The organism is Rhodococcus sp. JS3073 (genome assembly GCF_026810085.1).
Taxonomy (GTDB): domain Bacteria; phylum Actinomycetota; class Actinomycetes; order Mycobacteriales; family Mycobacteriaceae; genus Rhodococcus_F; species Rhodococcus_F wratislaviensis.
Genome location: NZ_CP113951.1, coordinates 6,206,296 through 6,220,417, shown reverse-complemented (window position 1 = coordinate 6,220,417; position 14,122 = coordinate 6,206,296). Strand labels below are relative to the sequence as shown.

Below are 14,122 nucleotides of genomic sequence, written 5' to 3'. Positions count from 1 at the left end.
ACACGCCTGAGGAATCAGTCCTCGAATTCTTCCTTCTCGGACCGCCGGCGAAGGCGCCTCGCCGCCGCCACCATATTGCGCAGCGACGGCTCGAGCTGCCAGTAGTGACGCGTCTTCAGACCACCGTCGGGGTTGGCCCACAACCGCTCGAGCGAGACCGACTCGCTGGCCTCCGTGAGCAGTTCGTCCAACTCGTCGATGTCCGGAATCCGGGCCGACCGACTCTCGTACACGCCCGGACCGACGCCGTGGGTCAGCGCCCGCTCCTTGATGGCACCGAGCACCCACGTGATGGAGCGCGTCGCCACGATCGCTGTCACGTCCGCATCGAGCCGTTCGATGGCGTCGACCACCGACGCCCGGCTCGTGTACGTCAGATGCGTGTGGATCTGCGTCTCCGGCTTCGCCCCGCCCGTCGCGAGACGGAAGGCGTCGACCGCCCATTCGAGATAGGCCTCGCGGCCGTTCTCGCGCAACGGCAGCAGTTCCCGTATCGCCGGCTCGTCGACCTGGATGATCGCGATACCCGCAGCCTCGAGGTCGGCGATCTCGTCACGGATCACCAGCGCCAACTGATCAGCCGTCTCGTACAGCGGCTGATCCTGGCGGACGAACGACCGCGCGATCATCGTCACCGGACCCGTGAGCATGCCCTTGACCGGCTTGTCCGTCAGCGACTGCGCGTACGAGATCCACTCGACGGTCATCGGCTTCGGCCGCGACACGTCCCCGTAGAGGATCGGCGGACGTGTACACCGCGAGCCGTAAGCCTGCACCCACCCGTTGTGGGTGAAGGCATACCCCTCGAGAAGCTCCGCGAAGTACTGCACCATGTCGTTGCGTTCGTGCTCACCGTGCACGAAGACGTCGAGACCGATGTCCTCCTGCAACCGGATCGTGCTTTCGATCTCGGCCTGGATCCGCTTGTAGTACTCGTCCCACTCGAGGCGACCCTCACCCAGCTCGTACCTCGCCTGCCGGATCGCGTCCGTCTGCGGGAACGAGCCCAGCGTCGTCGCAGGAACCAGAGGCAGGTTCAGGCGCTCCTGCTGGGCGACCCGCCGCTCCTCGTACGGAACCCGGATGCGGTCACCCGGCTTGATCGCGTTGACCCGTGCGCGCACCGCATGCTTGAGCTTGAAGTGCACCGACGTGGGACGCTTGCGCCACTTGTCGGACGGACCCTCGGTGAGCGCCTTCGCCAGCGACACCACCTCGCCGACCTTCTGCTTCGCGAACGCGAGCCGGTCCGCGACATCACCGGGGATGTCGTACTCGGACAACACGTCGTACGGCACGTGCAGCAACGACGTCGACGTCGAGACCACGAGATCCGGCACGACATCCTTCAGCGTGTTCAGGTACGTCAACGTGTTGTACCGGTCGACGCGCCACACGTTGCGGCCGTCGACGACACCGGCGTAGATGCGCTTGCGCTTCATGCCCGGGATCTTCGCCAGCTCGTCGGCGCTCAGCCGGTGACTGACGAGGTCGAGGCCGAGAGCCTCCACCTTGGTGGCGGCGAGAATGGCAAGGGCCTCCCCGAGATGCCCGTACGGACCGGTGACGAGGATGCGGGGACGCAGCGGTGCGTGCGACAGCGTCTCGTACGCCTTGGCCAGCGCGGCCAGTTCTTCCGGTGTGCGGTCCTCGGTGAACGACGGCTCGTCCAGCTGGACGCACGTGGCGCCGGCCTTCGCGAGCTGCTCGAACAGCCGCTCGTACTCCGGCAGCAGCTTGTCCAGCAGGTCGAGGGTCGAGAAGCCGTGCCGCTTCGACGTCGGGCCGACCTTCGACAGCAGGAGCAGCGACACGGGTCCCAGCACGACGGGACGCAGTTCGATCCCGCGCGCCTTCGCCCGCTCGAACTCGTCCATCACGGTCTCGGACCGCAGCGAGAACTCGGTGTTCTCGTCGAGTTCGGGCTGACGGTAGTGGTAGTTGGTGCCGAAGAACCGCACCAGTTCGAGCGGCGGGAAGTCCGGCCGGCCACGTGCCATCGTGAAGTAGAAGTCCAGCGGATCGAGCTGGCTCTCGAGCGCTGTGAACCGCTCGGGCACGGCACCGAACAGCAGCGCGTTGTCGAGTACGTGGTCGTAGTAGGAGAACGTGTTGCCCGGGACCTGGGTCAGACCGGTCGCGGCGAGCTCACTCCACGTCTCCTCCTGGAGGTCCCGGGCGACGGCGACGAGTTCTTCCTTCGTGCTCGTGCCGTGCCAGTAGGACTCGAGGGCACGCTTGAGTTCGCGGCGAGGTCCGATGCGGGGATACCCCAGGATGCTGGATCCGTATGCTGCGGTGCTGGACATGCGGTCGACCTTTCTGGGCTCAGTCCAGTGGCTGAGAATGCCTCTGGGCTCGATGCACCTGTGCGCCTCTCACAACCGCCAGTGGTCGTGAAAGGCGCACAGGTGTAGTCGCCTACCTACCTACTAGCTGGCCTTCTTGCTGGCACGGCCGTTGTCGCCGTACTCGTAGAAGCCCGCGCCGGACTTCTTGCCGACCAACCCGGCCTCGACCATGCGCAGCAGCAGCGGCGGCGCCGAGTACAGGGGCTCCTTGAACTCTTCGTACATGGAGTCGGCGATCGACTTGACCGTGTCCAGGCCCACCAGGTCGGTCAGCGCGAGCGGACCCATCGGGTGTGCGAGGCCGAGAACCGTTGCCTTGTCGATGTCTTCCTTGGTGGCGAACCCGGACTCCACCATGCGGATCGCGGAGAGCAGGTACGGCACCAGGAGGGCGTTGACGACGAATCCGGAGCGGTCCGCGGAACGGACGACCTGCTTGCCCAGCACATCGCTCGCGAAGGCCTCGGCCCGCTCGGACACCGACTTGCTCGTCTTGAGCGTCGTCACCAACTCGACGAGGGGAAGCACCGGAACGGGGTTGAAGAAGTGCATCCCGATGACCCGTTCCGGGGACTTCGTGGCGATGCCCAGCTTCATGATCGGGATAGACGACGTGTTGGACGCCAGCACGGCGTTCGGATCCGTCACGACCTGGTCGAGTTCGGTGAAGATCTCGCTCTTCACCTTCTCGTCCTCGACGACGGCCTCCACGACGAGCTGCCGATCGGCGAAATCACCGAGATCGGAGGTGAACCGCAACCGCCAGGCAGCCTGCTCACGTTCCCGCTCGGTGATCTTGCCGCTGCTCACTCCGCGGTCGAGCGAACGCAGGATGCGCGAACGTCCCGCCGCCGCAAGTTCGCGGGTCTGCTCGAACACCAGAACGTCGACGTGCGCGCGAGCGCACACCTCTGCGATTCCGGCACCCATGATCCCGGCGCCGATCACGCCGACGCGCTGAATCTTTTCGCTGGTCACGTCAGCTCCTTTTCGTCTAGTGGAGTCGTCGCCCGGGGAGGGGCCCTGTTACAGGCCCCTCCCCGGGGTCGGGTTGATCAGGTGAAACCTTGATCGGTCGAAGCCTTGGAGGACAAGGCTCAGTGGAACTGACCCTCTTCGGTGGAGCCCTTCAGAGCAGCCGTCGAGGTGTTGGGGTCGACCGTGGTGGCGATGCTGTCGAAGTAGCCGGCACCGACCTCACGCTGGTGCTTGATGGCGGTGAAGCCACGCTCCTCGGCGGCCTTGAACTCGCGCTCCTGCAGGTCGACGAAGGCGGTCATGCCCTCGCGGGCGTAGCCGTGCGCCAGGTCGAACATGCCGTAGTTGAGCGAGTGGAAGCCGGCCAGGGTGATGAACTGGAACTTGAAGCCCATCGCGCCGAGTTCCTTCTGGAACTTCGCGATGGTCGAGTCGTCCAGGTGCGCCTTCCAGTTGAAGGACGGCGAGCAGTTGTAGGCGAGCAGCTGGTCCGGGAACTCGCTGCGAACGGACTCGGCGAACTTCTTGGCGACCTCGAGGTCCGGCACGCCGGTCTCCATCCAGATGAGGTCGGCGTACGGGGCGTAGGCCTTGGCGCGAGCGATGCAGGGCTCGATGCCGTTCTTGACACCGAAGAAGCCCTCGGCGGTGCGGGTTCCGTCCAGGAACTGCTGGTCGCGCTCGTCGACGTCGGACGTGATGAGGGTCGCGGCCTCGGCATCGGTGCGGGCGATGACCACGGTGGGAACGTCCGCGACGTCGGCGGCGAGGCGAGCCGAGGTCAGGGTGCGGATGTGCTGCTGCGTGGGGATGAGCACCTTGCCACCGAGGTGGCCGCACTTCTTCTCCGACGCGAGCTGGTCTTCCCAGTGCGAACCGGCGACGCCGGCCGCGATCATGGCCTTCTGCAGCTCGTAGACGTTGAGAGCGCCACCGAAGCCTGCTTCGCCGTCGGCGACGATCGGGGCGAGCCAGTTGTCGACGGAGGTGTCACCCTCGACCTTGGCGATCTCGTCGGCGCGCAGCAGCGCGTTGTTGATGCGGCGCACGACCTGCGGGACCGAGTTGGCCGGGTAGAGGCTCTGGTCCGGGTAGGTGTGTCCGGACAGGTTCGCGTCACCGGCGACCTGCCAACCGGACAGGTAGATGGCCTTGAGGCCTGCACGGACCTGCTGAACGGCCTGGTTACCGGTCAGCGCGCCCAGCGAGTTGATGTAGTCCTCGTTGTTCACGAGGTCCCAGAGGATCTCGGAACCACGGCGTGCGAGGGTCTGCTCTTCGACAACGGTGCCCTGGAGCTTGGTGACCTGCTCCGCCGTGTAGTTGCGGGTTACTCCCTTCCAGCGCGGGTTGGTGTCCCAATCCTGCTGGATTTCAGCTGCGGTCTTCGGGGTGCCGGTGGTCGACATCAAGACTCCACTCTCTTCGATCTGCTGGTCCGGTACGGATGTACTGCTTCACATCCTTGCCAGGCCCTTCGTATGTACTTACCGAGAATGACACAAGCAAAAAGTGCCGTCTACCTGTTGCTACTGCCAATCTTGGCTAGCTTTTCACAGCCGATTGCAAAGACTGTTAATAAAGTTCGGCGCCACACCTGCCCGATCGGAGAGGAAAAATACTCGCCAGTAGCAAAAAGCCGCAGGTGGTGAACCAAATGCACGCAACTCGCCGTACACAGATATTTCCGCCCCTGCGACCCTCGCCTTCCCGCCGCGGCACACCCCTCGACGCGCCCGTTGTGACTGCAATCACCAATCAGGTCGGTTACCGTGACCTCGAATGGTCTCCTCCGGCGAAGGGCACCACGATGCCGCTGTACGAATTCCGATGCGCCGCCGACTGCGGCCCGTTCGAGCGGTCGTTCCCGATGGCCGACGTACCCGGCACCACGCGCTGCCCCCGGTGCGACCGCGACGCCGTCCGGCGCGTGTCCCCGCCGCGACTCGGACACGGGTCGTCGTCCGCGATGAACCTCCTCGACCGCACGAAGAGGTCGGCTCACGAACCGGACGTCGTGACCGGTCCGCCGCCCTCGACCACGGCCGGGCGTTCAGCCGTCACGAGCAATCCGCTGCACCGCCGACTTCCTCGTCCCTGACCGGCTACCGAAGGAGCGCACATGCCCGAACTGCTGTTTCCGCTCGATTCCTCGAAGAAGTTCACCGATCAGGCGATCGTCGGCCACAACCGCTGGCACCCCGACATCCCGGCCGCGGTCACGGTGAAACCGGGCGACTCCTTCCGTGTGCACTGCCGCGAATGGTTCGACGGCGCCATCCACAACGACGACTCCGCCGACGACATCCTGAATGCGCCCCTCACCACGGTCCACACACTGTCGGGACCCTTCGCCGTGGAGGGCGCGAAACCCGGCGACCTGCTGATCGTCGACATCCTGGACGTCGGACCCATCCCCCAGGAGGATTCCGGCCCGCTGGCCGGCCAGGGATGGGGATACACGGGGATCTTCTCCCGCCACAACGGCGGCGGATTCCTCACCGAGCAGTTCCCCGACGCCTACAAGGCGGTCTGGGACTTCTCCGGGCAGACCGCCACGTCGCGGCACGTCCCGCACGTCTCGTTCACCGGCATCGTCCACCCCGGACTGATGGGCACCGCGCCGTCGGCCGCCCTCCTGTCGAAGTGGAACGCGCGGGAGGGCGCGCTCATCGCCACCGACCCGGGCCGGGTTCCCCCGCTCGCCCTGCCGCCCGAACCGCAGGACGCCGTCCTCGGGTCCCTGCCGGACGCCGACTTCGACCGCGTCGCCGGCGAGGCCGCCCGCACCGCGCCTCCACGCGAGAACGGCGGCAACCAGGACATCAAGAACCTCACGAAGGGCAGCCGCGTCTTCTACCCGGTGTTCGTCGACGGCGCGAACCTGTCCGTCGGCGATCTGCACTTCTCCCAGGGCGACGGTGAGATCACGTTCTGCGGAGCCATCGAGATGGGCGGATTCATCGACCTGCGCGTCGACATCATCAAGGGCGGCATGGACACGTACGGCGTGTCCGAGAACGCGATCTTCATGCCCGGCAACACGGACCCGCAGTACTCGGAATGGCTCGCGTTCTCCGGAACGTCCGTCACCCTCGACGGGGAACAGAAGTACCTCGACTCGCACCTGTCGTATCAGCGCGCCTGTCTCCACGCGATCGACTACCTCACCAAGTTCGGGTACAGCCCCGAACAGGCCTACCTCCTGCTCGGCGCCGCACCGATCGAGGGCAGGCTGTCGGGTGTCGTGGACATCCCGAACTCCTGCTCGACGGTGTACCTGCCGACGGCGATGTTCGACTTCCCCGTCGCACCGTCCGCGTCGGGTCCGTTCCAGATCGACCCGGGCGTCGGCGCGCCGCGCTCGGAGAACAAGACCTGAACTGCGGGCGAATGTACCTTTCAGCGCCTCCAATGCGCCCACAGGTACGTTCGCCCCGCGTCACCGCGTCCCGACCCGCGCGAGTAAATCTTGCGAAGGTTCCGTTCGCACATCTGACCTGCGCCGGTACCATTGCCGTATGTCCAAGACCTTCGTCGGCACCCGGTTGCGTCAGCTCCGAACCGAGCGTGGACTGAGCCAGGCGGCGCTGGCGAAGACGCTGGAGATCTCCGCCAGCTACCTCAATCAGATCGAGCACGACGTCCGGCCGCTGACGGTGCCGGTGCTGCTGCGGATCAGCGAGGTGTTCGGCGTCGACACCACGTTCTTCTCCTCCCAGGACGACACGCGCCTGATCGCGGAGATGCGCGAGGTGGCGCTGGACCAGGAGATGGGCATCGACGCGGACGCCCAGGAGATCGCCGAGATGGTGGCGTCGCATCCGGGGCTGGCGAAGGCCATGGTCAACATGCATCGCCGCTTCCGCAACACCACCGCGCAGCTGGCTCTCGCCACGGAGGACCGCTACAGCGACGGCAGCGGCAGCGGCTCGATCACGATGCCGCACGAAGAAGTTCGCGACTACTTCTATCAGCGGCAGAACTATCTACACGAACTGGACACGGCGGCGGAGGAACTGACTGCGCGCATGCGATTCCACCGCGGCGACGTCGGCGGTGAGATCGCCCGCCGGTTGCAGACCGTGCACGACGTGCAGATCGTCAAGCGCATCGACCTCGGCGAGAACGTCCTGCACCGGTACGACCCCGAATCCCGGCTGCTGGAGATCTCGCCGCACCTGTCGGGCGGGCAGCAGGTGTTCAAGTTCGCGACCGAGCTGGCGTTCCTCGAATACGGCGACCTGCTCGACAAGCTGGTGGCGGAGGGCGGCTTCACCAGCGACGAGTCCGTGGCGCTCGCCCGGCTCGGGCTGGCCAACTACTTCGCTGCGGCCACGGTGCTGCCCTACGGACAGTTCCACGACGTGGCCGAGGACTTCCGGTACGACATCGAGCGGCTGTCCGCGTTCTACTCGGTGAGCTACGAGACGATCTGCCACCGCCTCTCGACGCTGCAGCGTCCGAAGCTGCGCGGTGTCCCGTTCATGTTCGTCCGCGTCGACCGGGCCGGGAACATGTCGAAGCGGCAGTCCGCCACCGGGTTCCACTTCTCCACCAGCGGCGGCACGTGCCCGCTGTGGAACGTGTACGAGACGTTCGCGTACCCCGGCAAGATCATGAACCAGATCGCGCAGATGCCGGACGGCCGCCGGTACCTGTGGATCGCCCGCACCGTCGAACGTCGAGCCCAGCGCTACGGTCAGCCTGCGAAGATCTTCGCGATCGGACTCGGCTGCGAGATCCGGCACGCCCACCGCCTCGTCTACGGCGACGGTCTCGACCTCGACGATTCCAACCCGGGCACTCCTATCGGCGCCGGCTGCCGGGTATGCGAACGCGTCAACTGCCCGCAGCGCGCCTTCCCGCCGCTCGGCAAGCAACTCGACATCAGCGAGCACCAGAGTTCGGTCTCCCCGTACCTGATCCGCTGACTCACCAGTGTCACATCGGTTCAATCCGACTGAACCGGTGTGACATTGGCCGCAGCGGAAGCAGTATCCGGACCCGCCGGGAGCACTGTGAGCGCTTGTTCACGCAACCGTAATTCGCGTCACGAACACGTCACCGACAGACATTCAGGCGCAACAACGGCCGCTTAATGTTCGCCCCACGAATACACCTCTGTATACGTGGGGCGGATACATGTCCCGGGTTGCGGAGGTCACCAAGTCCTCCGACGGAAAGGCCCGTACATGCGCACCTTCTCCAAGCGCGCCCTCGCTGCACCGACCGCGCTCGCCGCCATCGGGCTCGTGCTGACCGGTTGCGGCAGCAAGGCGTCCGACACGGCCGGCGAGTCCACCGCGGCGTCCTGTGTGGACACCTCCGGGGACACTATCAAGGTCGGGTCGCTGAACTCGCTGTCCGGCACGATGGCCATCAGCGAGGTGACCGTCCGGGATTCGATCGCACTCGCGGTCGACGAGATCAACAACTCGGGCGGCGTGCTCGGCAAGAAGATCCAGATCGTCGCGGAGGACGGGGCCTCGGAGCCCACCGTGTTCGCCGAGAAGGCGGAGAAGCTGATCAGCAGCGACTGCGTCGCAGCCGTGTTCGGCGGCTGGACGTCGTCGAGCCGCAAGGCGATGCTGCCGGTGTTCGAGGACAACAACTCGCTGCTCTACTACCCCGTGCAGTACGAGGGGCTCGAGGATTCGAAGAACATCTTCTACACCGGGGCCACCACCAACCAGCAGATCGTGCCCGCCCTCGACTACCTGAAGGAGAAGGGCGTCAAGTCGCTGTACCTGGTGGGCAGCGACTACGTGTTCCCCCAGACCGCCAACCGCATCATCAAGGCGTACGCGGAGGCCAACGGCATCGAGATCAAGGGCGAGGACTACACCCCGCTCGGCTCCACCGACTTCTCCACCATCGTCAACAAGGTCCGCTCCGCAGATGCGGACGCCGTCTTCAACACCCTCAACGGCGACTCCAACGTCGCGTTCTTCCGCGAGTACGCGAACGTCGGCCTGAAGCCCGCCGACATGCCCGTCGTCTCCGTGTCGATCGCCGAGGAGGAGGTCGGCGGTATCGGCGTCCAGAACATCGAAGGCCAGCTGACCGCCTGGAACTACTACCAGACCATCGACACGCCGGAGAACAAGAAGTTCGTCGACGCGTACAAGGCCCGGTACGGCGCGAACAAGCCGACGTCCGACCCGATGGAAGCCGCGTACACGTCCGTGTACCTGTGGAAGAACACCGTCGAGAAGGCGAACTCCTTCGCCACCAAGGACATCCAGGACAACGCGGACGGCGTCACGTTCGCCGCGCCGGAGGGACTGGTCACCATCGACGGGTCCAACCACCACATCACCAAGACCGCGCGCATCGGCGAGATCCGGAACGACGGCCTGATCTACACGGTCTGGGATTCGGGCACCCCGATCCAGCCGGACCCGTACCTGAAGTCCTACCCGTGGGCCGAGTCGCTGGGTAGCTAGAACACGGTCCGACGAGCACGAGGGAAGAGAGAGGACATACATCGATGGATGTAGTGATCGGACAGCTGTTCACCGGGTTGAGCATCGGATCGATCCTGTTGCTGGCAGCGCTGGGGCTGTCGTTGACGTTCGGCCAGATGGGCGTCATCAACATGGCCCACGGCGAATTCATCATGGCCGGCTCGTACACGGCATACGTGGTGCAGCAGGTGGTGTCGAGCGCCACCGGTTCTCTGTTCATCTCTCTGCTCGTCGGCTTCGTGGTCGGTGGCGCGATGGGTGTCCTCCTCGAGATCACCCTCGTCAAGCGGATGTACCACCGGCCGCTGGACACACTGCTGGTGACGTTCGGGGTGGGGTTGATCCTGCAGCAGCTGGCGCGGGACGTCTTCGGTGCACCCGCCGTCAACGTCGCCGCACCGGAGTGGCTCTCCGGCGGTGTGGAGATCCTGGGCGCGGTGGTGCCGAAGACGCGCCTGTTCATCCTGGTGCTGGCCGTCGTGGCCGTCGTCGCATTGTCGCTGGCAATGCAGAAGTCCCCGATGGGACGTCGCATCCGCGCCGTCGTGCAGAACCGCGACCTCGCGGAGACCAGCGGGATCTCCAGTCGCCGAACCGATGTGACGACGTTCTTCATCGGTTCCGGCCTGGCGGGCGTCGCGGGTGTGGCGCTCACCCTGATCGGCTCGACGAGCCCGACCATCGGGCAGAGCTACCTCATCGACGCGTTCCTGGTGGTCGTGGTCGGCGGCCTGGGTCAGATGAAGGGCGCGGTGATCGCCGCGTTCGCCCTCGGCATCCTCAATTCGTTCGTCGAGTACTCGACCACGGCGTCGATCGCCAAGGTCATCGTGTTCGTGGTCATCGTGGTGTTCCTCCAGGTTCGGCCGCAGGGCCTGTTCGCCGTCAAGACGAGGAGTCTCGTATGAGCATCCTGACGAGTGGCCGCTACCGCGCGTGGGCGGGATTCGCACTGGCCGCACTGCTTCTGTTCGTCGTCGCCCCCGCGGTTCTCAGCGACTTCCGGCTGAGTCTGCTCGGCAAGTTCCTGTGCTTCGCGATCGTCGCGGTCGGTATCGGCCTGGCGTGGGGCCGCGGCGGCATGCTCACCCTCGGCCAGGGTGTCTTCTTCGGGCTGGGCGCCTACATGATGGCGATGCACCTGAAGATCGCCGACGCCGAACTCCGCGGCGACACCGTGCCCGACTTCATGCAGATCGCGGGCATCCGCGAACTGCCGGGCTACTGGGTGCCGTTCACGTCGCCGATCGTGACGATCCTGGGAATCCTGCTGATCCCGGCGCTGGTGGCGTTCGTCCTCGGGCTCGGCGTGTTCAAGCGCCGCGTCAAGGGCGCCTACTTCGCGATCCTCAGCCAGGCGCTCGCCGCCGCGTTCGCCATTCTGCTGGTGGGTCAGCAGAGCACCGGAGGAAGCAACGGCCTCAACCGGTTCCGCACGTTCTTCGGTTTCAATTTGAACGATCCGGCCAACAAGCAGATGCTGTTCTTCATCGCCGCCGGCGTGCTGCTGGCCGTGGTCGCCGTCACCCGGCAGCTGATGAACAGCCGTTACGGCGAACTGCTCGTCGCCGTCCGGGATCAGGAGGAGCGCGTGCGCTTCCTCGGATACGACCCGGCGAACATCAAACTCGTCGCCTACGTGACGGCCGCGTTCTTCGCGGGCCTTGCCGGCGCGCTGTTCGTGCCGATCGTCGGCATCATCTCCCCCGCCGACGTCGGGATCGTCCCGTCGATCGCGTTCCTGATCGGGGTGGCCATCGGCGGACGTTCCACACTCCTCGGCCCGGTCCTCGGCGCCATCGGGGTGGCGTGGGCGCAAAGCGCGTTCTCGGAGTCGTTCCCGTCCGGCTGGACGTACGCGCAGGGCCTGCTGTTCATCGTGGTCGTCGGCTTCTTCCCGGCCGGTGTCGCAGGACTGTTCGCGCTGCTCAAGCGGAAGAAGAAGGCCTCCGCCGACGAACCTGCCCCGCCCGGACCGGAAGACGAAACCGAGGCGACGGAACGAATGGAGATGGCCCGATGACGATTCCTGCCACGGCCAAGGAGCCCGTCCTCGGCGGCAACGCCGGAATGTCCAGCGAGTACCTCGAGGTCCGGGACCTTCGGGTCAGCTTCGACGGCTTCAAGGCGGTCGACGGCGTCGACCTCACCCTGATGCAGGGTGACCTGCGGTTCCTCATCGGCCCCAACGGCGCCGGCAAGACCACTCTCGTCGACGCCATCACCGGGCTCGTCCCCGCGACGGGTTCGGTCACGAAATCCGGTGTCGAGTTGGTCGGCAAGAAGGTGCACCGCATCGCCCGGCTCGGCGTGGGCCGCACGTTCCAGACCGCGAGCGTGTTCGAGGAATTGACGGTTCTCCAGAACCTCGACATCGCGGCGGGCGCGGGCCGCTCGGCACTCACGCTGCTGCGCCGACGCAAGACGGTGCTCCCCGCCATCGAGGAGGCGCTCGACGTCACGGGTCTCGGCAAGCTCCGCGACACCCCGGCGGGAATCCTCGCGCACGGGCAGAAGCAGTGGCTCGAGATCGGGATGCTGCTGGTGCAGAACTGCTCCGTCCTGCTGCTCGACGAACCGGTGGCAGGCATGAGCCACGACGAACGCGACGAGACGGGAAACCTGCTGCGCCGCATCGGCGGTGAGCGGACCGTCGTGGTGGTCGAGCACGACATGGACTTCATGCGCGCGTTCGCGACGTCGGTGACCGTGCTGCACGCCGGGAAGGTGCTGAGCGAGGGAACCGTGGAGCAGGTGCAGGCCGATCCACGTGTGCAGGAGGTGTACCTCGGGACCGCCGCGGCCGGCGCCGCGCCCGAGTTGCAGCCCGAGGTTTCGAAGGAGGACAGCGATGCTCGAGCTTGACGACATCCGGGCCGGATACGGCCGAACCGAAGTGATCCACGGAGTCTCGCTGACGGTCCCGTCGGACGGTGTGGCCGCGGTGATGGGACACAACGGCGCGGGCAAGACCACGCTTCTCCGGGCCGCGGTCGGACTGATCAAGGTCAACTCGGGGCGGGTGCTGTTCGACGGTGAGGACGTCACGGCGCTTCGGCCGAGTGCCCGGGTGGCGCGCGGACTCGCCTACGTGCCGCAGGGCCAGCAGTCGTTCGGTCAGCTGACCACCGCGGAGAATCTTCAGGTGGTGGCCGACGGCCGCAAGCGCGGAAAGGAACTCGTCGGCGAGGTGCTGGATCTGTTCCCGGCGTTGCGCGGCCTGCTCGACCGTCGTGCGGGTCTCCTCTCCGGCGGGCAGCGTCAGCAACTCGCCATCGCGCGGGCCTTGATCACGGAACCGACGATGCTGATCCTCGACGAACCGACGGAGGGCATTCAGCCGTCCGTCGTGGCCGAGATCGAGCGCACCATCATGGAACTCACCCGCCGCGGCGGTCTGGGAGTTCTGTTGGTGGAGCAGCACATCGGGTTCGCGCTCGAATCCGCCGACAGCTATTTCGTCCTCGAGTCGGGGCGGGTCACCTCCTCCGGCGCCGGTGGCGCCGCACCCGATTCCGACGTCCGTATCGCGGTCTCCGACGTCCGCGCGGCGATGGCCATCTGATGGCACGCCGAGAACCGGCCGGCTCCCTCAGCGATCACGTGTATCTGTCGCTACGCACCGACCTGATGAGCGGCCGGATCCCGCCGGGACAGCGTCTGGGCGAGGAGCGTCTCGCCGACACCTACGGGGTGTCGCGGACGCCGGTGCGGGAGGCCTTGGCCCGGCTCCTCGCCGACGGACTCGTCCAGCGCGACGTGGGCGGGTTGTTTCCGTACCGCCCTCGCATCGACGAGCTGGCCGGACTGTACGAACTGCGCATCACGCTCGAGCTCCAGGGAATCGCCCGGGTCCGCGCCGACGAGTCGCTGTCGCACGACCCGGACGTTCTGGGCCCCGAGCTCGACCGGTGGTACGCGTTGCGGAAGGAGAACCCCGAGCCGGACGCCGGTTTCGTGGCCCTCGACGAGCAGTTCCACACCGTGCTGTTGCGGTCGGCGGGCAACCGGGCGCTGTCCGATGCACTCGTCAACGTGAACGCGAAGGTGCGGCCGGTCCGGATGTTCGACTACCTCACCCCCGACCGCATGAGCGCGACCATCGACGAGCACATCTCGGTGGCCGAGTTCGCCCTCGACGGCAAGCTGGATACCGCGTACGACACGCTGCTCGCGCACATCAGTGAGTCGCGAGAAGTGGTGATCGAGCGCGCTGAACAGGCACTTTCCCTCGCACGGATGGCGTGGGCGATCCGCGATTGAGACAGTTGTCCAACTCGGTTGGACATTTTCCCACCAACGAACCGAGCGGGTGCTAGCGTC

The 14,122-nt window shown here is 66.0% G+C and carries 12 protein-coding genes; 9 read left to right on the top strand and 3 right to left on the bottom strand.

Features of this window, described 5'->3' with window-relative positions; translation table 11 throughout:
• Nucleotides 1–14 precede the first annotated feature (14 nt).
• The 3 genes from metE to aceA form a co-directional block, all read right to left on the bottom strand.
• Complete coding sequence (gene metE / locus OYT95_RS28075) at nt 15–2,309, bottom strand: 5-methyltetrahydropteroyltriglutamate--homocysteine S-methyltransferase (protein ID WP_268789696.1); 2,295 nt, start codon at nt 2,307–2,309, stop codon at nt 15–17.
• 123 nt (nt 2,310–2,432) lie between these two features.
• A complete protein-coding gene (locus OYT95_RS28070) occupies nt 2,433–3,329 on the bottom strand; it encodes a 3-hydroxybutyryl-CoA dehydrogenase (RefSeq protein WP_005261077.1) in 897 nt (298 codons plus the stop codon).
• A 119-nt stretch (nt 3,330–3,448) separates the two neighbouring features.
• Complete coding sequence (gene aceA / locus OYT95_RS28065; protein ID WP_037237932.1) at nt 3,449–4,738, bottom strand: isocitrate lyase; 1,290 nt, start codon at nt 4,736–4,738, stop codon at nt 3,449–3,451.
• 332 nt (nt 4,739–5,070) lie between these two features.
• Here aceA and OYT95_RS28060 point away from each other — a divergent pair, with 332 nt between their 5' ends.
• The 9 genes from OYT95_RS28060 to OYT95_RS28020 all read left to right on the top strand — a co-directional run bounded on the left by OYT95_RS28060 (nt 5,071) and on the right by OYT95_RS28020 (nt 14,062).
• Nucleotides 5,071–5,430, top strand: coding sequence for an FmdB family zinc ribbon protein (locus tag OYT95_RS28060; RefSeq protein ID WP_128641538.1), 360 nt, complete (start codon nt 5,071–5,073; stop codon nt 5,428–5,430).
• A 21-nt stretch (nt 5,431–5,451) separates the two neighbouring features.
• Nucleotides 5,452–6,711: a formamidase gene (gene fmdA / locus OYT95_RS28055; RefSeq protein WP_037237936.1), complete on the top strand. Its 1,260-nt coding sequence runs from the start codon at nt 5,452–5,454 to the stop codon at nt 6,709–6,711.
• Nucleotides 6,712–6,850: 139 nt separating this feature from the next.
• Complete coding sequence (gene ramB, locus OYT95_RS28050; RefSeq protein ID WP_007301354.1) at nt 6,851–8,263, top strand: acetate metabolism transcriptional regulator RamB; 1,413 nt, start codon at nt 6,851–6,853, stop codon at nt 8,261–8,263.
• 261 nt (nt 8,264–8,524) lie between these two features.
• On the top strand, nt 8,525–9,778 hold the full coding sequence (gene urtA / locus OYT95_RS28045; RefSeq protein WP_005563339.1) for an urea ABC transporter substrate-binding protein: 1,254 nt from the start codon (nt 8,525–8,527) through the stop codon (nt 9,776–9,778).
• 44 nt (nt 9,779–9,822) lie between these two features.
• A complete protein-coding gene (gene urtB, locus OYT95_RS28040; RefSeq protein WP_268789694.1) occupies nt 9,823–10,707 on the top strand; it encodes an urea ABC transporter permease subunit UrtB in 885 nt (294 codons plus the stop codon).
• A complete protein-coding gene (gene urtC, locus OYT95_RS28035) occupies nt 10,704–11,822 on the top strand; it encodes an urea ABC transporter permease subunit UrtC (protein ID WP_037237938.1) in 1,119 nt (372 codons plus the stop codon). The genes urtB and urtC overlap by 4 nt, the downstream gene beginning before the upstream one ends.
• A complete protein-coding gene (gene urtD / locus OYT95_RS28030) occupies nt 11,819–12,664 on the top strand; it encodes an urea ABC transporter ATP-binding protein UrtD (RefSeq protein ID WP_037237940.1) in 846 nt (281 codons plus the stop codon). The genes urtC and urtD overlap by 4 nt, the downstream gene beginning before the upstream one ends.
• Nucleotides 12,651–13,364: an urea ABC transporter ATP-binding subunit UrtE gene (gene urtE, locus OYT95_RS28025; RefSeq protein WP_268789693.1), complete on the top strand. Its 714-nt coding sequence runs from the start codon at nt 12,651–12,653 to the stop codon at nt 13,362–13,364. Before urtD ends, urtE begins: the two co-directional genes overlap by 14 nt.
• Nucleotides 13,364–14,062, top strand: a complete 699-nt coding sequence (locus OYT95_RS28020) for a GntR family transcriptional regulator (protein WP_005251830.1) — start codon at nt 13,364–13,366, stop codon at nt 14,060–14,062. Before urtE ends, OYT95_RS28020 begins: the two co-directional genes overlap by 1 nt.
• Nucleotides 14,063–14,122: the final 60 nt, after the last annotated feature.